Genomic DNA, 21,071 nt, shown 5'->3' with positions numbered 1-21,071 from the left:
AGCCTTATGAAATCCTCCAACACGATACTCATCCGCACCAAATGGTCGCCGCCCCGAATCGATCCCCGGTCGCTGCCGCGCGAGCGTCTGCTGGAACTGATCGAGGCAGGACGCGAGCGTAAATTGACCTTGATACTGGGACCTGCGGGCAGTGGCAAGAGCACGCTGGCGGCGCAATGGCGCCAGCGCTTGATCGGTGCGGGGCTGGACGTCGCCTGGTTCAACCTGGGGGCCGACGACGAGACGCTCTGGGCGGCGTATCTGGTCGCCAGCCTGGGGGCCGCGGGCCTGGCTGTCGGCGACGACATCATTGGCCTGAGCGAGCGGACTGACCAGCGTTCGCTGGAGGTGTTGCTGTCACTGCTGGTCAACGCGCTCTACGAGCATCCTCGATCCATTTATCTCTTCCTCGAAGACCTGCATTTCCTCCCAGCGCAGCCAGCGTTGGCGATGATCCAGCGACTGATCGATCTGGCACCGGACAATTTCCATCTGGTGATCACCACGCGCCAGCGTCCGGCGCTCAATCTGTTGGCGATCGGCATCAAGGGGCAGCTGACCCAGATTGATTTTGCCGACTTGCGCCTGACGGCCGAGGAGCAGTTCAGTCTGCTTGAGCTCAATGGTCTCGAAAACCTGTCCGGCGAGCAGCAGCAACGTCTGTATGAGCTGACGGACGGTTGGGCTGCGGGCCTGCAGATCGGTGTCCTGTCACTTCGCCACAGCGGTAATTTTGAACAGAGCCTGCGAGCCTGTGGCGGCATGGTCATGGCGATCGATGAGTCAGGTCTCGATGCCTATCTGGATGACTGCATCAGTCGTGTGCTTTCTGCCGGGCAAATCGCTGCCATGGTCCAGGTTTCGACCTGCCGACGATTCAATCGCGAGCTGTGCGTCGCATTGACGGGCAGCCCGGAGAACGCGGGGGTGCTTGACATATTGCTCGAGCAGAATCTGTTCCTGTTGCCGATCGACCTCGAGGGTCGCCTGCAGTGGTTCCGTTTCCACCAGATGTTTTCCGGGTATCTGCAACGGCGCCGCAATGAGCTGCCGGTTGTGGAGGTGATTCGGGTCAATCACGCCGCCAGCCAATGGTTTGCTGACCACGGTTTGTACGTCGAGGCGATTCGTCATGCTCAGGCAGCCCAGGATCTTGAGGGCAGCGTGCAGTTGCTGGCACGGGCGGCGAGGTCGCTGATCGGTGACGCGCATTTTGCACAACTGCTGCAGCTGGCCGACGAGTTGCCGCGTGAAGCCTGGTCCAAGCAGATTGACCTGCTCCTGGCGGTTGCCTGGGCAGAACTCACCTGCAATCGCATGGAGAGATTCGAACTCACACTCGCCTCGATCGAATCACACCCTGAAGTCAGCCGGCCGAAAATAGACACTGAATTGCAATTGCTAAGGGCCATGTACCTGCTCAGGAGGGACGATACGACCGGTGTACTGGCGCTGCTCGAACCCTTGATGGCGCAGCCGCCCAGCCAGCGCCACTTTCACCTGCTGATGCTCTATACCCTTGGCGGCGTGGCATTGCTCAAAGCGGGTCGTACAGTGTTTGTACGGGATCTGGTCTACAGCACGCGAGGTCTGCTCCGGCGCGCGCAAGGCCCTCGGGCCCGGCCGTTTTTCGATGCACTGTGTGGCCTCAGTTTTTTTGTCCAGGGCGATATGAACCAGGCCCGGCGCGATCTCGAAGGTGTCCTGGTGCAAGTGACGCGCAACGAGTCACTGGCTCAGGATGTCGCCATCTTCATCAAGTCCACCCTGGCCTTGACCTGCTATCACTTGAACAGCCTGGAAGCCGCTGAGGATTACGTTGAAGGCTGTTTCGGGGTCGCCGAGGTCTTGGGGACCTCTGACTGCATTTTGTATACCTACCTTGCCCAGTCGCATTTGCAGTGTGCTGCGGGCAGGCTGGAGGCGGCCCACGCCACCCTCGATCGATTGGGCGAGATCGCCGAAAGCATTGGCCTTGATCGCCTGCAGGCGTGGCGTTTTGCCGAGCAGATACGTATTGCCTGCCATCAGCATGATCTGGCCCGCGCGCGCGAGCTGTTTCGCAGACTGCGCGCGCTGGCCATGCCTTATCTGGACAAGCGCGGTTGTGCCTGGGCGGAGATCCCCCTGGCCAGCGCAATGGCACACACGGCCTTGGCCCTGGCCGAAGGCGACTATCGATGCGCGGTCGAGGTAGGGGAAAGCTGGGCACTGGTCTGTCAGGAGTGGGGGCAGTTACAACCAGCTACCGTGCTGCGAATCCGTGTCGCTATTGCCAGGACCGCGCTCCATGAACCACAAGAGGCCCAGCGCCACATGTCCACGGCACTGCGCAATGCCTGCGAATACGGGATGTTCCGGGTGTTTCTTGATGAAGGAACGGCGGGGCTGCGCCTGCTGCAATCGCTTAGTGTCGATGCGCTGACAGCGCTGGAGCGTGACTACATTCAACACTGTCTGATGCACGGCGCCAATTCGCAGAGCCTCTCGAGCGGGACAGGTGAGGGTGGTCGGGCGCCTTCGCCTGGCAGCGATATCCTTTCGCCCCGTGAGCTTGAAGTGGTCGAACATCTGGCCCGTGGGCTGTCAACCAAGAGCATCGCCAAAGCCCTCGATCTTTCGCCTGGAACCATCAAGTGGCACCTGAAGAATATCTTCGGCAAGTTGGGTGCCTTTTCTCGCGAGGATGCAGTGAGCAAAGCGCGGCAAGTCGGGTTGCTTAACTAGCGCAGCATAGCCTTGGCATCCTCGCAAAAGTCCAGGTATTGAACCGGTGAACCGCGCCTCCACCCCTCCCTAGATGGGAGGGTTACCGGTTTTTACCTTAGGGTAGGGTGCCGGGTAACGGTGGTGAAACCGTGCATGCAGGGTTCATGTGAGCGCTGATGGCTCCAGACCTGCAATGCTCCTGCACCCAAGCGGTGAGCGCCCGGCATTGCCGTCTCCTGCCGTCAAGGCACGGACAATAACAATAGCTGCAACTTCAGGAGAGACCATGTACTTCACTCAGCCCTTGCACCGTAATCTACAGTGCGCGCCCGAGCGATTAATGACGATCTACGGCGATCGCAGTCGCACTCTGCGCCAGTTTGTCGAGCGTGTTGCGAGACTGGCCGGGGCGTTGCGTGAGCTTGGCGTACAGAGCGGCGATTGCGTCGCCATGCTGGGTTTGAACTCTGATCGTTACCTCGAATATTGCTTCGCCGTACCCTGGGCAGATGCCGTTCTCAATCTTTGCAACACACGCTGGAGTGCGGAGGAGAACGCTTATGCGCTGACCGATTCGCAAACCTCGGTACTGTTGGTTGACGAGACCTTCAAGGACATCGGTCTGCGGTTATCCAGGCAGGTTCCTTCGTTGCGTCATGTCATCTACGTCGGTGACGGCACCACGCCAGATGCGATGCTGGATTATGAAGCGCTGATTGCCCAGGCCTCGCCCGTGGAGGATGCCCGCCGTGGCGGCGATTCACTCCTTGGCGTGTTCTATACCGGCGGCACCACGGGTTTCCCCAAGGGCGTGATGATCAGTCATACGGCCTTCTGGAGCAGCCAGATTGCGCTGGATGTCGAGGGCCTGGTACCGCCTGATTCGGTCATGCTGCGCGCAGCACCGATGTTCCATCTGGCGGACATGTCCACCGGTTATGTCGGTGTGCTCGAAGGCGCGACTCACGTCATTCTGCCGGCGTTCCAGCCGATCGAAGCGATGGCGGCGATTCAGCGTCATGGCATTCAGGTGGCCATGCTGGTGCCGACCATGATTCAGTTGTTGATCAATCATCCCGAGGTGGGCAATTACGACCTGTCCTCGTTGCAGCACCTGGTGTACGGCGCTTCGCCCATTCAGGAGCAGACGCTGTGGAGCCTGCAGGCCATGCTGCCGCAACTGCAGTTGTTCCAGGCTTATGGCCAGACGGAGATGTCGCCCATTGTTTCGCTGCTCGGCCCGGCTCAGCACACCGCGGCGGCCGCCGCTGCCGGCATGCTGCGCTCCTGTGGTCGCGCCACCCGGGCGGTGGAAGTCAAGATCGTCGACGACGATGGCCGTGAGGTGCCACGTGGCAGCATCGGTGAAATCGTCGTTCGGGGCCCGAATGCAATGAGCGGGTACCTGAACAAACCCGAGCAAACCCTGGCGGCTCTGCCTGGCGATGGCTGGTTGCGTACGGGGGACGGGGCCAGGATGGACGAAAATGGCTACATCTTCATTGTCGACCGCCTCAAGGACATGATCGTCACCGGTGGCGAAAACGTGTTCTCGGCGGAGGTCGAGAATGCCTTGTGCAACCATCCGGATATCGCCATGTGTGCGGTGATCGGGATCCCTAGCGAGCAATGGGGCGAGGCGGTGCATGCCGTGGTGGTACTCAAGCCTGGCACTGAACCGAATGGCGAAGAATTGATCGCCCATTGCAAGCGTCAAATCGCCGGCTACAAAGCGCCGAAAAGCGTGGAGTTCCGTGCTGCGTTACCGCTCTCGGGCGCTGGCAAGGTGCTCAAGAGTGAACTGCGTGAACCGTTCTGGCAGGGCAGTTCGCGGCGTGTTGGTTGAGCGACCCATCTCCGGGCGCAATCGACCATGGATGACTTGAGCCGGCAACTGCCAAGTCATCGATGAACTCTTGTGGACAGCCTTTGCGACCCGGCTGTTTCTCCCTTCCTGCTTGATTCGCCCCGGCTGTTGTGCGCAACAGCCGGCAGCGGCGTGCGCCTGCATTTCCCATTCGCCAGTGCTGTGTGCCCCCCCTTTCCTGCCTCCCTCCCAACCCCCTCCCATCTCGGGAGGGTTAAGCGCTGCGCAGTCAATGTTTACTTGTCCGGCCAGTCTCTGGCGGCCGGGTGGTTGGGGAGGGAGGTTTTTCACAGGGAATCCAGGAGCCAAAGAGTGGTGGGTTGAACCGTAGCGTCGGGATTATTTAGGAATGTGAACAATGATAAGAATAAGTTCGCCACAAACAGGCTTTGTCCGGCATCAGCTTGGTCAGGCAGTCGTGCTTGGAATTCTCGGAGTGGGCGCCGGCAATGCCCAGGCATTCAATTTTGATACCGAGAGCGGTTGGTCGGGGAGCCTCGACACCACACTTTCCGTTGGCAGCAGCTGGCGTGCCGAAGGGCGCGATAACGAGTTGTACAGTCGACTCGACGGACAGGTGATCGGCAAGACCGACGGCCTGGGCGGCTCCAATACCGATGGCGGCAACCTCAACTACGATCGCGGCGACCGGTTTTCTACCATCGGCAAGTTCCTCACCGAACTGAACCTGCACAACGGCGACATGGGCGGCATGCTGCGCGTGAAGGGCTGGTACGACCAGGCGCTGGAAGACGAAGACGTGCACTTTGGCAACCAGGCCAACGGTTACCAGAAAAAGCCATTGTCCGATAACGGCTTTGACGACCTGCAAAGGAACAAAGGCGTTTACCTGCTCGACGCCTATGTCTACGACACCTACCACCTGGACGATCACCCGCTGCAGGTGCGCCTGGGTCGTCAGGTGCTGAACTGGGGCGAGAGCATCTTTGTTCAGGGGCTCAACCAGATTAACCCGATCGACGTTCCTTCACTGCGCCGTCCGGGCACCGAGATCAAGGAAGCGTTGCTGCCGGTGTGGATGATTTCCGGCAGCTTCGGTTTGAGTGACGGGCTGTCGCTGGATGCGTTCTACCAGTTCAAGTGGGAGCCTACTGCCGTTGAGGGCTGTGGCAACTACTGGTCGACCACCGAAACCATCATTTCGACTCATCCGGGTGGTTGCACCATGGCCACGTCGCTGCCTAACGTCAGCAACCCGGTCGGCTTTCGCAATGGCATGAACGTCCCGCTGAGCACTGGCGATGAAGCCCGGGATTCGGGGCAATGGGGTGTGGCGCTGCACTATCTGGTCGAATCGATCGACACCGAGCTCGGTGCCTACGCCATGACCATCCACTCGCGTACGCCAATCATTTCCGCCCACAGCGGCGATTGGGGCCGGATCCCCGCCGGGGCGCGCGCACCCTTCCTCAACCCGGTGCAGGTCCATGAAAATCTGCCGTTCGGTGCGACCTCGACGACTGCCTTCTGGGAGTATCCCGAAGACATCCACCTGTATGGCCTGAGCGCCGCCACCACGTTGGCCAGTTGGTCGGTCGGTGCGGAACTGAGCTACTCGCCAAACACGCCGGTACAACGTAACGGCAACGACCTGCTTGCCGCCGCTGCCCAAGGGGTGGGGCCGCAAGGCGCGGGCGCGCGAGCCGCTGGCCCGAATGCCTATATCACCGGGTATGACCGCTTCGATAAAACCCAGCTGCAGATCAACGGCATCAACCTGTTCCCCAACGTTCTGGGCGCCTCGAGCCTGCAGGTGGCCGGTGAAGTTGCCTTCCAGTGGAACGACATCCCTCAGGGTGACAGCGACATTCGTTACGGTCGCGGTTTCATCTTTGGCCCGGGTTCGGCGCCCAGCTATGGCGGGAACCTCTGCGGCACTGCGACCAACCCGCAACCCGACGGCTGCAAGAACGACGGTTACATCACCGACTTCGCCTGGGGCTACAGATTGCGAGGGCAACTGGAGTACCCGGACCTGTTGGGCGTAGGCGTCAGCACTTATCCGAGTTTGTTTCTGGGGCAGGACGTGGAAGGGGTTTCGATGGACGGTCAGTTCAACGAAGGCCGGTTTACCGTCGGTGCCGGCGTTCGTTTCGACTACCTGAAGGCCCACAGCCTGGAGTTCAACTATGTGACGTACAACAACGACGCCAAGTACGACCCGTTGCGTGACCGGGACTACTACTCGATGAATTACAGCTACAAGTTCTGATGAGGAACAAGGCATGAAAACAATAAAGACTTGCCACACCCCGCGTGCCCTGGCTATTGCCATCGCACTGTTGCTTGGCGGGAACGACGCTTTCGCCAAATTGACCGATGCAGAGGCTGCTCGCCTGGGTAACGACCTCACTCCGGTTGGCGCCGAGAAGGCCGGCAATGCCGATGGCAGCATTCCAGCCTGGCAGGGCGGCCTGACGGCTCCTCCGGCAGGCTGGAGTCCGGAGAAGGGCTACGTTGATCCGTTCCCGCAAGACAAGCCGCAGATGGTGATCACCGCGGCCAATGCCGATCAATACAAAGACAAGCTGTCGCCCGGCACCCTGGCTTTGTTGAAGAAGTATGACAACTTCAAGATGCCGATCTACCAGACCCGGCGCACCGCCGCACTGCCGGCTGAAGTCACCGCCAAAGCCAAGACTCAGTCCACTCAGGTCGAGTTGCAGGGTTTCGGTTTGAGCAACCTCAATGGCTCGAACATACCGTTCCCGATCCCGAAGAACGGTCAGGAAGCAATCTGGAACCACTTGGTTCGCTACTTGGGCGGTGGCTTCGAGCGAACCTATCACTGGTTCCCGGTACGTAGCAGCGGCGAGTTCTACAAGGTTGGTTTCCGCGAGAACCGCGTGTTCGACCAGAACATGGATCGGAGTATGGACAACCACCTGTTTTCCTTCCTGGGCTACTTCCTCGAACCGGCCACGTTGCAGGGCACGGTCTACCTGGTGCGTGAACCGGTGGATCAGGTCAAGGAAGCGCGCTCGGCCTGGATCTACAACGCCGGTGCCCGTCGTGTGCGCCGCGCGCCGGATCTGGCGTATGACAACGTCAGCGATGGCACCGAGAGCATGCGGGTGACCGATCAGTACGACGGCTATAACGGCGCGCCCGACCGCTATGACTGGAAACTGGTCGGCAAGCAGGAAATCTATGTTCCGTACAACGACTACAAGTTGTCCGATAAGTCGCTGAAATACGAAAACATCCTGCAAAAAGGCACCGTCAATGCCGACCTGATGCGCTACGAACTCCACCGTACCTGGGTCGTCGAGGGCACGCTCAAGGCCGGGCAGAAGCATATCTACGGCAAGCGCGTGATGTATCTCGACGAGGACAGCTGGACCGTGTTGCTCGAAGACGCCTACGACACTCGCGGCCAGCTATGGCGCATTGGCGTGCACCCGATGATCCAGTTCTATGACGTCGGTGTGCCGTGGTACCGCGCCAACATCTTCCATGACCTGAGCAACGGCAACTACATGGTCTCGGGCCTGGACAATGAGGTCAAGCAACCCTGGAAGTTCGGCGTCAAGGGACGTCAGGCCGACTTCCAGCCCGATGCCCTGCGTCGCGCTGGTCACTAAGCCCTCAGGCAGTCTCAAGGCGACCCGGTTGCGGGTCGTCGATTACAAATACAAGAGAGGAGCGGCCAATGGCTATTTTGGGCAAGTCCGTTCACAGGGTGTTGTGGGCGGCACTCATCGCGGCATCTGCTGTACATGCCGAGACGCCTGGCTCGATCCAGACCGGGATCAATTCACAGCGAATCATCCTGCTCGATATCCAGCGCGTGGGCAGTCAACTGTTCAGTGCCGGCGAGCGCGGCTGGATCCTTCGTTCCGCGGATGATGGGCAACATTGGCAGGGCATTCATACGTCAGCCGATCGAACGCTGACCGGGCTTGCTTTCGCCAACGACCGACTGGGTATCGCCGTTGGACATGGCGCGACCCTGTTGCGCACCACCGATGGCGGTCAGCAATGGACAGCCGTAGGGGTGGACGGTATCGGTCATGATTCGCTGCTCGGTGTCACCTACCTGGGCGGCCAGCATTTCGTCGCCTATGGCGCATTCGGTCACTATCTGGAATCCGTCGACGCTGGCTTGAGCTGGAGCAAGAAAACGGTGATGGGGGAGGACTTTGATCGGCACATCGCCAAAGTGCTGAAGGTCGGTGGTGACCTGTTCCTTTTCGGCGAATCCGGCACCCTGCTGCGCTCGCGTGACCTGGGGCTGAACTGGGAAGCGTTGCAATCCCCTTACGAGGGTTCTTTTTTTGGCGGACTGCAGACGCCAAGTGGTGCGCTGTTGGCTTTCGGCATGCGCGGCAACCTGTATCGCTCAAACGACCGGGGAGATACCTGGCAGCTGATTCCCCTGGACGCCAAGGTTGCACTGCAAGGGGGGCAGGTTTTGCCTGACGGGCGTATCGCCCTGGTCGGCAATGCCGGGTTGCTGGCACTGAGTAACGACGATGGCAAAAGCTTTGAGCTGAGTCATGCCGCCCGTGGCGGGCTCTCGCAGATAGTTGCCGTGACCGGCGGTGCCCTGGCCGTGGGCGATGCCGGTGTTCAGTCTCTGAGCTTGACGCAAGCGACAGCCAATTGAGGTTTCTATGAGTAAGTACCACGACAATCAGGGGCTCGAGCTTGTGGGCGACGTTCAGGTGCTCGATCGCCACCACTTCTCCCGTAGTCTGGTCGGTCGGGTGTCCTGGTGGATTTTTCACTTGCGTCGCCCGCTTCTGATTTTTTTCATTCTATTGACGCTGCTGTTTACCTTCACCGCCACACGACTGCGTGTGGAGGCGGGCTTTTCCAAGATGATCCCGCTGCAGCATGAGTACATGCAGTCCTTTCTCAAGTATCAGTCGGTTTTCGGCGGCGCCAACAAAGTATTGCTGGCGTTGAAGAACGAAAAGGGCGAGATCTTCGACCCCGGATTCATGGAGAGCTTGCATCAGGTCACCGAGGAAGTTTTCTACATCAAGGGCGTCGAGCGTAGTTCGGTCACTTCGTTGTTCACCTCCAATGTGCGCTACAACGAGGTGGTAGAAGACGGCTTCAGGGGCGGCAACATTGTTGCGGCCGACTTCTCCGGTACTCCAGAGCAACTGAAGGCGGTGCGCGAAAATGTGCTGAAGTCCGATTGGGTCGGCCGTATCGTCTCCAATGACTTGAGCGCCGCCATGGTGGTGGCGAACTTGCAGGAAGTGGACCCGGAGACCGGCTTGCGCCTGGATCTGCAAGCGGTCAGCCAGTCCCTCGAGGCGATTCGCGCCAAGCACGAAAAAGATGGCGTCAGTGTGCACATCATTGGCTTCGCCAAGTCGACCGGGGATATCGCGGACGGTGCCGCCGGGGTGCTGCTGTTCTTCGCCGTGGCCTTCGTGATCACCGCACTGTTGCTTTATTGGTATTGCGGCTCGCTGATGCTGACGTCCTGGGCATTGGTTTGCGCCATGGTCCCGGTGGTATGGCTACTGGGTCTGCTGCCGCTGTTGGGGTTGGCACTCGACCCCATGTCGATTTTGGTGCCGTTCCTGATTTTCTCCATTGGTGTCTCCCATGCGGTGCAGATGACCAACGCCTGGAAACTGGAGGTATTGCGCGGTCACGACAGCATCACCGCTTCGCGCAATTGCTTCCAGAAACTCTTCATTCCAGGTGCCATGGCGCTGCTGGCCAATGCACTGGGGTTCCTGGTAATCGCCTTCGTGCAGATCGAGATGGTGCGGGAACTGGCCATCACCGCGACGTTGGGGGTCAGCCTGATGATCCTCACCAACAAACTGCTGTTGCCGATCCTGCTGTCTTACATGCGTATTTCGGCCAGGGATGCCGAGCGCCTGCGGGGCAAGGAAACCTCTGGGGACTGGCTGTGGGAGCACCTGGGGGGATTGGCAACCCGAAAGGGCAGTGTGCCGGTCATCCTGATTGCGGTGGTTCTGCTCGGTGTCGGCATGTGGCAGGCGGGAAAGTTGAAGGTGGGAGACACGGGGCAGGGTGTCCCGGAGCTGCGTGCCGATTCGCGTTATAACCAGGACGTGGCGATGGTCACCCGTAACTTCGCCATCGGCGTTGATCTGTTGCAGGTGGTGGTTGAGGCAAAGGGCAACGAGTCACCCTGTGTTGATCGCAACATTCTGGGCAAAGTCGAAGATTTCGAATTCGAGATGAAGCAGACCCCGGGCGTCGGTACGGTGCGAGGGCTGGCGGGCTATGTCGGGCAGATCACCCAGGGCTACGCGGAAACCTTCATCAAATGGCGCACCATTCCCGAGGAGCAGGCGCAAATTGCCCAAGGCGTGGGTTTCGCCACACGCCTTGGCAATGAACTGATGAACTCCACCTGCAGTGCCATGCCGATCTCGCTGTACACCGAAGATCACCAGGCCTCGACTATCAGCAACATCATCGAACGGATTAAGGCGTTCAAGGTAACCCACGACGGCGATGACCTTCGTTTTCAACTGGCCAGTGGCAATGTCGGGGTAATGGCCGCGACCAATGAGGCGGTCGAGGCGGCGGACAAGTGGGTGAATCTCGCGCTTTTCGGCTCGGTGACCTTACTCTGCCTGCTGAGCTTTCGCTCGCTGCGTATCACCCTGTGCATCATCCTTCCGCTGGCGCTGGTCACGGTGCTGTGCAACGGGTTGATGGCATGGCTGGGTATCGGTCTCAAGGTCAACACGCTACCGGTGGTGGCCCTGGGCGTCGGGGTCGGCGTGGATTACGGCATTTACTTGTTCGAGCGGATCAAGCACGAAATGCATTCACGTCATTCGGACCTGCGTCAGGCGTTTGTCGAAGCGCTGAAGCAGCGTGGCACTGCCTCGTTGTTCACCGCCATGACAATGACGGTGTCCGTGTCCACATGGGTGTTTTCCACCCTCAAGTTCCAGGCCGACATGGGCGTGCTGTTGGCGTTCATGTTCCTGGTCAACGTTTGGGGCGCCATCCTGTTGCTACCGGCACTGGCGGCATGGCTGCTACCGCAGGTGCCCGCCGGCAAGCATCCTGAGCAGCCAGCCGCAAACTAACTCCATGCAGTACTTTGGCGGCCTTCGGGCCGTCTTTTTTGGGTGGGGTCAGGGGGCTACGCTTGTATCGATACGCTTGGGCATCTGCCCCTTTGCTGCTGCAAAGAAGTGGGTATGTCGCCCCGTAAGAAAAAGTCAGCCAACGTAACAGTTAACAAACTCATCGCCACAATGGATAAACCCGTTTTTCGCTCGCGTAAGGAGCGTATGAGCGCGGGTGAGCGATTGAGAGAGAGCTTGCCGCATTCGTTACTCGCCTTGTGGAAACCGCCGCGTAAACATCGTGGCCCCATTGAACTGCTGGCGGAGGCTACCGCTTACCCAAACTGGTACCTGTGCGCTACGGGAATATGCTGCGTCGCCCCTTCACATTTTTACGCGGCTCTGCGGGCTTGATGGCGCATGACTTGGCCACAACCCCAACCACTGGTATTTGAGGTGCAAGCCTGCGGGATTGCCGTTCCACGGCCACCACATCATCCATCACCGAACTTTCGAAAACCTCCCTTTGAGCCGTCTCGACGTCCTTCTCGCTGATTTGGCGAACCAGTGCATACACTCGGGAAAGGTAATGCGTGGTCAGTACCTGCGCCGCCCATTGCGCTCATGTGCGGTAGGGATCCACTTTCTCTTCGGCCGGTTTCACCTGTGAAGCACTCGCGGCTCCACCGTGCTTGAGTGCAGTCGTCAAGGCATTACGGTATGCCATCGAGTGTCTCCCGCAACGGCTCGCTCTATGCCTTGAGCACGTTAACTTCCCGCTCTCACTCGGCTTTCTTGCTCTCCAGCTCCTTCAGCAATTTGGCGTTGTTGGGTTTCGTGGCTTGAATGTTGTTCGTCATGGGTGGTTCTCCAAAAAATAATTAGGTGAGGTAGATCGGCGGCTGGCCATGCCTTATGTGCCGAGCACCTCCCGCCAGATCGCTGGGTAGAAGCACGGTCGTTTATAGAAAAACAGGTGTGTGTTCCCCCTGTTCCCCAACATCTCTATAAGGGGGAACGCCCCAAAGCCCCGGAAACATTGGCTGTTCCCACTGTTCCCCACAAAACTAGGTTCCTGTGAAGTCGGCCATTGAGGTTGAGTGGTCATACATGGGCGGCCTCCAGGTCCATGGCTTCGGCGTCGACGACATACAGGCGCGCTGATCCGCCACCGGGCAGGCGATATTTTTTGGTCTTGCGACTGTCTCGGTCGGTGTCGCGCTTGGCGAAAGCACCGACGCCATCCAGCGCCTTGACCACACGGCTGAGGCCATAACCGTTGGCTGCTTCGACCAGCGCTGACTTGTTGAACAGGTACAGACGTTTACCCAGGGATACCTCCCAATACCCGGCTCGGTTGAACACCTTGGAGTCGGGTGTGTGGTCGTCCACATCGGAGAAGCGGCTGCTGCCGTGTTTGTCGATAAAGTCGAGGATGCCGGCGAGGATCTGCCGGTCTTCGGCATTGCCGCTGCCGACCCGCGCCAGCCACTCGCCATACAGCAACTGGCAGTCGGTCAGGGCACTGCCCGGTGCCCATGGCAACAGGCCATAGGCGATGGCCATTTCCCCGGCCAGGGCAATCACGGCGAAGCGGTCGGCCACCCGGCCGGCCTGGGCGTTGTCCTCGACGAACTTGGCGCGCACGTTGGCGAAGTGCTCCAACAGGCCGGGACGGTCATCGCTGGCGAGCAACTGCTCGACGAAGGCCGACCCCAGATGGCCATGGTGGGCACCCACGGCCACAGTGAGCAGCCGGTGAAAGTCGGCCCCCTCCAGACCGTGCAACTCGTCGAAGGCGCGATGGGCGCGGGTACCGGCATTCACGTCGACCATGCGCAGTTCAGCACCCGCGTGGGCGGCATTGCCGGAAATGGCGGCGTGCTCGGACAAGGAGCGTTCACCACTGGACAGGGTGAGCAGGCGCCAGCTCAGTTTGGTCCGACCTTCACGCTCGCGGGTCATGGTGCCTTTGCCTTGACCGTTGGCCAGCGAGTAGGCCATTTCCTGCACGCGCTTGGGATCGGCGCGTTTGATTTCGTCCAGCGGCAACAGGGTGTCATTGCGCCCGGCCGCCTCGATCTCCAAGCCGCCCTTGGTCATGTCCCAACTGGCGGCGAACACACCGGGGTTACCCCACACCGATGAGCCAATCAACTGCGCCAAGGACTTGCCGCTGGAGCTGTCGCCTACCAGGTGCACACCGCCGCCGAGCACGCCGACCAGACTCAGCAATGGCCCGGCCAGCGCGCAACCGATGGCCAACGTCAGCACCGGATTGCCCGCGCACTTGGCGGCGACTTCGCTTTGCCAGAGTGCCAGCTCGCCACGCGCGCTGAACAGGTTCTGGCCTTTGCTGCTGGCCTGATAACGCACCTTGTCGCTGCCGAGGGTGCGCCCCGGCAAAACAAAAGCGCCCGACTCGTGCCAACCCGGACGACTGGTGGTGGCAAAGACTTCTTCCGGGCGTTGCTCCAGCAGGTACTCCATAAAGGCGCCACGCTTTTTTAACGCAATGATGACGCCCATGCCGAACAGCTGGCGGCGGGCATCCTCGCCACTGCCACCGAACACCTCCATGGGGATGATCCATTCCTTGATGCCGCTGTCAGTGAACAGGCGCAGCAAACGCCCCTCGCTGCCGTCATCGCTGTTAGTGGTCCGCGCTGTTACGGTCACCGGGCTGGCGATCCATTCATCAATGATCGGGCGGTCGTTGGTGTCGCTGTCGGTGTCGTCCTCATCTTGGCCCGCTGCGCGTTTAAAGCCGTGGCGGTACACGCCGGGGCGCAACTTGCGGCCCTTCTCATTGGTCACCCACTGCTCGTACACGGCCCAGCACGGGCGCTCAGGTGCAATGGTCGGCGCATCAGGCCGAAGGCTGATCACGTTACTGTCAGGCAGGGACATGGGCGCGTTTCCAATTGGCGAGGTCGTTGAAGTCGGTGAGGTCGACGGGGGCGTCTGCTGGCCATTCTGGGAACGCCACTTGGCCACCCACGAGCGCGGCGGCGGCATTGGCAGCCGTGCGCCCGGGGTTGCCGTCGGTGAGCCGGTCGTCGTCGCCAGCGATGAGGATGGGCTGCTCTGGGTAGCGGGTGCGCAACGCCAGAGCAGCGGGCTTGAGGTTGCCACTGTTCATGGCGCAAGCCACGGCGTAGCCATGTTGGTGCAGCGTGGCCCCAGTGGCCCAGCCCTCACAGATGCACAGCGGCTGGCCCGGGACGATGACGCCTAAAGGCGAATAGCTGCCCTTGATCCGGCCACCTGCCAAAAAGCGTTTGCTGCCGTCCGTGGCAATGCGCTGCAGGTTCACCAACTCGCCAGCCACATACAGCGGCACCAGCAAGGCGTCACCACTCTGGCGTAAGCCATGCGGACGGACGCCCTTGGTGATCAGGTACGGGTGGGCCGGATCAGCACGTCGCGCATCGCGCCACCAACGCTGAGCCCGAATCGCTGCCTTGAGTTGGCGTTGTTGCTGTTCGGCTTCGCGTTGGCGTTTGGCCTGCTCGATGTGCTGGCGCACTTGCTCGGCTTCGCGCGGATTGGCAGGTTCACGGCTGCACCAAGTGTGAGTAGCACCAGATTTCCAGTTGCCAAACGCGCCCGAAATAATCCCGTCCAGGTACAAGACATACCAGCCGTTTTCGCTGCCTTGTCTATCGCCGGGAACGTGAAAGCGATGAATCAGACCATCTGGCTCCGGTAGCCAATCGAGTGAGCCATAAACAGACTGAAGGGTGTCGCGAAACAGGACCGGCGCGGCCTTGTGAGGAGGGACGCTAGATGGCTGGTTGACTTTCTTCAGGCAAGCCGAGGGCGTCACCGCCGTTTGGCAGTGTTGAAAATTCGTCATGATTTAGCCCCTCAGATCAGGGTGGCAGCGAAACATCTGCTGGCTGGCTTCACCGCGCACAGAGGTGCGCCCGAACAACGCTTTGTTGGTGGAGTAGCAATCAGTTAACCAACGGTCATGATCCGGTGCCGACCCGACGGCTTGCTCTTTCACCCAATGCGGCAACTCCCCACGGCAGCGCATTTCGTTGAGCATCGACCACCAGTGGGACGCGTGACTGCGCTCGACTGTAATGAGGTCAATCAGCGTGCGGCGTTGATCGCTGTTCAGGTCGACAATCGGTGTATCAGGCAGGCAGTTGAAGGTGTTCATAGGGACGCCTCCATCACATCAAGCTGACCGCGCAGGCGCTTGGATTGCCCGTCCAGATAGTGGTCCCAATCGATGCTCAGGTAATGGCCCAAACCGGTCAGCTTTTCGAGGTCGCGGCCCTTGTTGTGTTTCGCGTCGGCACGAATGGCCGTCATCAGGGCGGTCAGCCAGCCGATGTGATCGGTGGTGGCATCAATCAGGTCGAGCGCTTCGTCGGTGATTTGGCGGAGGTTGTTCATTGCGCCATCCCGTCGGTCAGGGATATGGCGAGTGTGGCGCGGTCGGTGCTGCTCAGTACGCCGAGGGTATCGGCCATTTGCACCAAGCCAAGAAGGTGAGCACGTTGCTCAGGCAAGCGATTGACGCGATAGACGATCAGCTCGGCGCCGATGATGGCGATGGCGATGGCCAGGCTGTTGCTGGATGGATTGAGGGAGTGGATGTGCTGCATAGGTGTAGCTCCTTTTGCTGAGGAGCCACCGCGGCCTGCCGCCAAGCAGAGAAGGGTGGCGAGTTGCACAGGATTGGCGGATCGGGGCAAAAGGAACCCGACGCACCCGAAGGTGCTCCTGCGCAACCCGCCATAACACGAGAGTGCGGGCACAAAAAAAGCGCCTGCAATCGAAATGGGGGCGCTGTTGCGCCTTTTGCTCATCGACCCGCCAAGGTCGGTCATTGATTTTGCAACGACGGGCAAACCATAACGCTTATGGGGGTGCATCGCAAGGGGAAGAAATGGCTGTGGGGTAGTCATGGGCGCACATCCTCCAGGCCAAGGGTGAGCTGCAGTTGCTCCCGCAAGTGCGCGACATGTTGATAGGCCCCCGGCTTTTCATAGCGCCAGTGAGCCAGCCGGCGACCGCTCTGACTTGCTTCCCGTATGCGAGCCTGCAGTGTTTGGCAGGCCATGCCATAACGTGCTTCGCGAAACGCCATGACCAGACTCGACTTCAACGCTACTACGCGATCAGTGTTGCGAGACAGCGCCAGGAGGAAGAAAGCTTGATCCTCGTTCAGCAGGGCGAAGCGTTCGGCTTTGCCGCCACCCTGCACGCGCTTACCAACTTCGGTTTGAAACGGAAGATGGCCAAAACGACGGATCTTGTCGGCGTATTTGTCGATCAGCTCAATGCTGCTTTTGTGCTTCGTACCCAGCTGCTCGGCCAGCACGCGACTATCCACACGGAGCTCGCCTTGATATTGAGCCAGTGGGGTGGCGGTAACATTAACTTGTGAGTCTTCGTATTTATCTACGAGGATCGTGCTTTGTTTCATGTTACGAAGCCTCATTGCGCAGGGCGATACGCTGGCGAACCCAAACCTGTACCTCGGCCAGCACGAAACCGACGGGAGAACCACGCGATTTGCTATTGCTCAGTGGCACAGGGCGAGGAAAGGTTGGATCGTCTTTGAGGCGTTTGTAGATCGTAGGGCGGGCAAGACCTGTAATGGCTTCCAGATCCGGCATTCGAATCAAGGTTATCGCCGGGTCGAAGTTTTGCCCAGTGGCTAAAGAGGTTTGTTGAAGCGAGTGAATGGTATGCACAATTTGTTTCCCGTTATTGATATAGACGGGAAGTAGGTTGATTGGCGCAGGGCCATGTCAGATAGGGGTGACATAATGGCATGACATACTGTCAATTCTTCTGTCACCGACTCGCGTTAGACGTTGAGAGGCACGTCTGGCTTGATGGCGCCAGCAAGTGCAATGGTCTTGCGTGGCGGTGTAGCGTCATTGCCAACGACAAGCCCGAGCAACTCGCAGAGCTCTAGTTGCACTTCGATTTGCGTCGGCTGGCGTTTGTCTGGTGTGTATTCCGCCCAGTATTTCAAAGCAGCTTTGTGCATTGCTTGCAGTTCTTTTGTTGCGTATGGGAATGTTAGGCCTGTCAATTGCGGGGGTTGATTGTCTGTTTTTTTGTGATTTGATCCGGCAGCGACTCTTTCCAAGTTTTGGATTAGGTTGTCGAGCGTGGTCTCTGCCATCTCCGCTCTTCTCTCGGCATCCTGCCGGTAAATGCGCTCTAGATTAAGTTCAGCTTTGAGGGCCACCGCGTTGCCAGCTTCGTCGAGCTGTTTGTTAATGCCGGCCGAAGCTGTCATTAGAAAAAGAATCTGCTCTCGAAGAGAGCTGATTATGAAGGCCCCGCGATCAAGCTCCTCTTGAATTGCCGTTCTAGACTCGTCAGAGGCTAAAGCTAGCTGGACAAGAGATAAGGTCATTCGTGACGTTTCTATCAGCGTGAGCTTCATGGTTTTCGCCACTTCCGCCAAGGCAGGTGTTTCGAAGACCGGGAACCGTTCAACGAGACGATCAACGTCGTTGATATATTCCTGCGCATAAAAGCTGATCGCCTTAACCTGGCTTGGTAAATCACTCATTTGGTCGCGCCCATTGCACCCAATTCATGATCGGCCAGCCAGGCGGATGGGTTTCCGCTTTTCGCTCTGCAAGGCTAGGCTGCTCGAGAATGTTTGAATGCCAGAATACTGGCTATCCGAACAGTAATAGCTCTCAGTCTATATCTGTCTATGTGGGTTAGAAAGTTCAGAGTGTGCACGCTTGTCGAGGTCAAACTAGCTGACCGTGCCAGCAGCCATGCTGTCGAGATGGTTCGCATACCATTGCATCATGGTTGTCCGCTGAGGAAGGTAGACGGCTTTGTTGTAGACACCCGCTATCCCTTCTTTCACATGGGAAAGTTGGGCTTCAATGTGGTTTTCCTCAAACCCGTGCTCGTTCAAAATTGTCGATGCAATGTGACGGAAACCGTGCCCCGTTTGGCGACCTTCATATCCGAGTCGACGTAATGCCATTAAGAACACCGTATTCGAGCGGGCTTTGGTTGTATCGCTCCGGCCCGGGAATAACATCGGATAGGCTCCTGTCAGCGTCTGCAAATTGCGCAGCAATTCGACAGCTTGGGTTGGCAGCGGCACCAGATGTTCACGCCGACGTTTCATGCGTTCAGCAGGGATCGACCATAGTGATTTGTCCAGATCGAACTCTGACCAACGCGCTTCGCGTAGTTCAGAAGGACGGCAAGCGAGCATGGACAGAAGGTGAAGGCCGATACGAATATCAGTGGCACTTGGGTATGCACGGATGGCCCTAAGGAGTGGCGGTAACTCCTCTGGGGATACATGGGCATAGTTTTCAGCAGACTTGGTCTGGAGAAATTTGTGCAGCCCCTCCAGCGGATTATGCGTTGCACGACCAGTAACGCGTGCCAGGTCGTAGATCTCACGGCACATACCACGGACGCGGCTGGTCTGTTCAATGATTCCTTTCTGCTCCATGGCCCGTAAAAACTCCATCCATTCCATTGGCAGGATTTCACGATAGATGCGTTTTCCAAAGACTGGGAACACGTGAAGCTCCAAGGCTCCAATGGTTCGTACTGCGGTGCCATCGCTCCAGCTCTTGCGTTTGGCCGCGTACCACTCCCGGGCTAGCGACTCAAAAGTATGACTGGCAGCTTCGTCCTCGGCCGCTTTTCTTGCACGCTTGGTTGCAAGTGGGTTACTGCCCTGTGCAGCGTCTGCTCGCAGTTCGGCCGCTTTCTTACGGGCCATTGCGCCGCTTATACCTGGATAGCTTCCCAGCCCCAACCAAGACCATTTCCCATCAGCTTTTTTGTAGCGCAATTGCCACGACTTATTTCCGTCTGGTCGTACGCGCAGGTACAAGCTATCTCCGTCATTTTCGCGATACTCCTTTACCTCAGGTTCGAGGGTAGAAATGACCGTATCAGCCAACGGGCGGCGCTTGATCTCGCTACGCTTCAATGCGTGTATCCCCTAGTTTCAATTATTTTAAAAGGTACACGGCAGGATACACGGGCAATGTTTATAGGGGTAGGTTAGGAGGTACAGCCAGAAACAAGAAAGCCCGCGCGGGGCGGGCTTCTTGGGGTGTTTCGTAGACTGTCTGAGACAGGTCTAAATTGCTATTTGGTGGAGCCGGGGGGATTTGAACCCCCGTCCGCCAGTACTCCGCTGTCGGTACTACATGCGTAGCCGTTTCTATTAAGTTAACCCTCAGCGACCCGAAGGGCAGGGTGCTTTGGGCGAGTTGTGTAAGTTTTAGCCGCTTCGTCCACAACGTACTGCACGGCGATTCTGTTCTATATGACAATCACTTTGGGTTTACAGACATCCCCTGGTGATTGCTGGACCCGAAGGTACCAGAAGCTCAGGATCTAAAGCTGCTTACGCAGCGAGAGAGAATTCCTGGCCGTAGGTTTCGTCATTGGCAACTATAAGTAGTTGCAACAGTGGATTTACGAGTTCTGTTACCAACTCGGCATGCACCTAAAGTTTCGCGACCGGCGTCGAATCCTAAACGGCCCCGTGCCTGTTGCTCGGTGAATCAAAGTGAGCAACAGGCCTGTGCAGTGTACGCCAACATGCTTCAGAAGGCCACCCGCAAGGTGGGCTTCGATTGATCATGGATTGGTTCGTCGTTCAATTGGCCATCGCCAATGCCTGACTGGCCTCGGTGGCGCATTTTTTGTCATCTTTGGCGGCTTGTGAAGCTTTGGCGCTGGCCAACAGTCTTTTGATCTCCGGCGCATTGGTGGCGGTCGCTGGCAGCGAATTCACTTTGGCTTCCAGCTCTTGCAGCTTGCTCGTACACAGGTTGTTGTCCGCAGCAAATACCGGAGAGGCCAACATTGCAGCGGATATGAACAGACCAGCGAGTGCGGTACGTTTCATGAGTATCTCCTCCAACAGATGGTCTCGGTGCTGCCGTTTGGGCGGGCGGCTCGGCCGAGTCTGAAAATCAGCCACGATTGATGGGCTTATTCAAAAGACTACGGCGCGGCACAGGAATTCGGTTTGTGCAAAAAAAAAGCGATGAAAAAATTGATTGATGGAAGCAATGGCACTAACAGGGATTACCAAACCCTAAATGCACCAAAACCCGCAATTGGCGGGTTTTGGATGTGTATCGGTTAGAGCCAGTATGTCAACCCGAAGGTCGGCCCAGAGCCGGGTTACTTCCCGCCTTTGTTCGCGTCCTTGATCATCTTGATGGTGTCGTTGGTCTCGGCGATGCAATCGTCAGTACCTTCCTTGGTGCCTTTTGCATGATCCGCTTGGGCTTGCTTGACGGAGTCCGCTACCTGGTCAGACATTTCCTGAGGAATCTGTGCTTCGGCGTCTTTGATGGTTTGCAGATTGACCGCGCATTGATCTTTTTCGGCGGCAAACGATGGGGAAGCCAGCAGTGAGGCAGTAACGAACAGACCAAACAGTACAGAACGTTTCATGT

18 protein-coding genes and 1 other RNA gene are annotated in these 21,071 nt (G+C 58.5%); 7 read left to right on the top strand and 12 right to left on the bottom strand.

Annotated features, from left to right (window positions below):
• Window positions 1–6: 6 nt before the first annotated feature.
• From J2X66_RS11315 to J2X66_RS11285, 7 genes are all read left to right on the top strand, one after another.
• Window positions 7–2,727, top strand: a complete 2,721-nt coding sequence (locus J2X66_RS11315) for a LuxR C-terminal-related transcriptional regulator (protein WP_310264119.1) — start codon at window positions 7–9, stop codon at window positions 2,725–2,727.
• Window positions 2,728–2,995: 268 nt separating this feature from the next.
• On the top strand, window positions 2,996–4,555 hold the full coding sequence (locus J2X66_RS11310) for a long-chain fatty acid--CoA ligase (RefSeq protein ID WP_310264116.1): 1,560 nt from the start codon (window positions 2,996–2,998) through the stop codon (window positions 4,553–4,555).
• Window positions 4,556–4,934: 379 nt separating this feature from the next.
• Window positions 4,935–6,809, top strand: coding sequence for a DUF1302 domain-containing protein (locus J2X66_RS11305; protein WP_310264114.1), 1,875 nt, complete (start codon window positions 4,935–4,937; stop codon window positions 6,807–6,809).
• A 13-nt stretch (window positions 6,810–6,822) separates the two neighbouring features.
• Window positions 6,823–8,181, top strand: a complete 1,359-nt coding sequence (locus J2X66_RS11300) for a DUF1329 domain-containing protein (protein ID WP_008055072.1) — start codon at window positions 6,823–6,825, stop codon at window positions 8,179–8,181.
• Between the two features lie 68 nt (window positions 8,182–8,249).
• The gene (locus J2X66_RS11295) at window positions 8,250–9,206 is read left to right on the top strand and encodes a YCF48-related protein (protein WP_007973362.1); all 957 of its coding nucleotides are present in this window, start codon (window positions 8,250–8,252) and stop codon (window positions 9,204–9,206) included.
• Between the two features lie 7 nt (window positions 9,207–9,213).
• Window positions 9,214–11,640, top strand: a complete 2,427-nt coding sequence (locus J2X66_RS11290) for an efflux RND transporter permease subunit (RefSeq protein ID WP_310264108.1) — start codon at window positions 9,214–9,216, stop codon at window positions 11,638–11,640.
• Between the two features lie 350 nt (window positions 11,641–11,990).
• Window positions 11,991–12,077 (top strand): DUF2252 family protein, encoded by an 87-nt coding sequence (locus tag J2X66_RS11285; RefSeq protein WP_310264185.1) that lies wholly within the window; start codon window positions 11,991–11,993, stop codon window positions 12,075–12,077.
• 649 nt (window positions 12,078–12,726) lie between these two features.
• On the opposite strand, the gene J2X66_RS11280 is transcribed toward J2X66_RS11285, so the two are convergent.
• The 12 genes from J2X66_RS11280 to J2X66_RS11225 all read right to left on the bottom strand — a co-directional run bounded on the left by J2X66_RS11280 (window position 12,727) and on the right by J2X66_RS11225 (window position 21,069).
• A complete protein-coding gene (locus tag J2X66_RS11280; RefSeq protein WP_310264105.1) occupies window positions 12,727–14,532 on the bottom strand; it encodes a DUF927 domain-containing protein in 1,806 nt (601 codons plus the stop codon).
• Entirely contained in the window at window positions 14,519–15,481 is a 963-nt protein-coding gene (locus J2X66_RS11275; protein ID WP_310264102.1) for a toprim domain-containing protein, read from the bottom strand. The genes J2X66_RS11280 and J2X66_RS11275 overlap by 14 nt, the downstream gene beginning before the upstream one ends.
• A gap of 3 nt (window positions 15,482–15,484) precedes the next feature.
• Window positions 15,485–15,793 carry a hypothetical protein gene (locus J2X66_RS11270; RefSeq protein ID WP_310264100.1) on the bottom strand — a complete coding sequence of 103 codons (309 nt, stop codon included), beginning with the start codon at window positions 15,791–15,793 and terminating at the stop codon, window positions 15,485–15,487.
• A complete protein-coding gene (locus J2X66_RS11265; protein ID WP_310264098.1) occupies window positions 15,790–16,032 on the bottom strand; it encodes a hypothetical protein in 243 nt (80 codons plus the stop codon). Before J2X66_RS11265 ends, J2X66_RS11270 begins: the two co-directional genes overlap by 4 nt.
• Window positions 16,029–16,244 carry a hypothetical protein gene (locus tag J2X66_RS11260; protein WP_310264095.1) on the bottom strand — a complete coding sequence of 72 codons (216 nt, stop codon included), beginning with the start codon at window positions 16,242–16,244 and terminating at the stop codon, window positions 16,029–16,031. The genes J2X66_RS11265 and J2X66_RS11260 overlap by 4 nt, the downstream gene beginning before the upstream one ends.
• Window positions 16,245–16,543: 299 nt before the next feature.
• Entirely contained in the window at window positions 16,544–17,068 is a 525-nt protein-coding gene (locus J2X66_RS11255) for a Rha family transcriptional regulator (RefSeq protein ID WP_310264093.1), read from the bottom strand.
• Window position 17,069: 1 nt separating this feature from the next.
• Complete coding sequence (locus tag J2X66_RS11250) at window positions 17,070–17,261, bottom strand: helix-turn-helix transcriptional regulator (protein WP_405046768.1); 192 nt, start codon at window positions 17,259–17,261, stop codon at window positions 17,070–17,072.
• Window positions 17,262–17,455: 194 nt separating this feature from the next.
• Entirely contained in the window at window positions 17,456–18,175 is a 720-nt protein-coding gene (locus tag J2X66_RS11245) for a hypothetical protein (RefSeq protein WP_310264091.1), read from the bottom strand.
• Window positions 18,176–18,370: 195 nt separating this feature from the next.
• Window positions 18,371–19,582 carry a phage integrase central domain-containing protein gene (locus tag J2X66_RS11240; protein ID WP_310264088.1) on the bottom strand — a complete coding sequence of 404 codons (1,212 nt, stop codon included), beginning with the start codon at window positions 19,580–19,582 and terminating at the stop codon, window positions 18,371–18,373.
• Window positions 19,583–19,748: 166 nt separating this feature from the next.
• Window positions 19,749–20,146, bottom strand: a transfer-messenger RNA (tmRNA) gene (ssrA, locus tag J2X66_RS11235).
• Window positions 20,147–20,260: 114 nt separating this feature from the next.
• Window positions 20,261–20,512 (bottom strand): hypothetical protein, encoded by a 252-nt coding sequence (locus J2X66_RS11230; RefSeq protein ID WP_310264086.1) that lies wholly within the window; start codon window positions 20,510–20,512, stop codon window positions 20,261–20,263.
• Between the two features lie 281 nt (window positions 20,513–20,793).
• Window positions 20,794–21,069: a hypothetical protein gene (locus tag J2X66_RS11225; RefSeq protein ID WP_310264084.1), complete on the bottom strand. Its 276-nt coding sequence runs from the start codon at window positions 21,067–21,069 to the stop codon at window positions 20,794–20,796.
• Window positions 21,070–21,071 lie beyond the last annotated feature (2 nt).

It is taken from the genome of Pseudomonas sp. 3296 (genome assembly GCF_031456615.1).
Taxonomy (GTDB): domain Bacteria; phylum Pseudomonadota; class Gammaproteobacteria; order Pseudomonadales; family Pseudomonadaceae; genus Aquipseudomonas; species Aquipseudomonas mucoides.
Note: the sequence above shows the minus strand (reverse complement) of the source record. Positions and strands in the feature narration are given on the sequence as shown.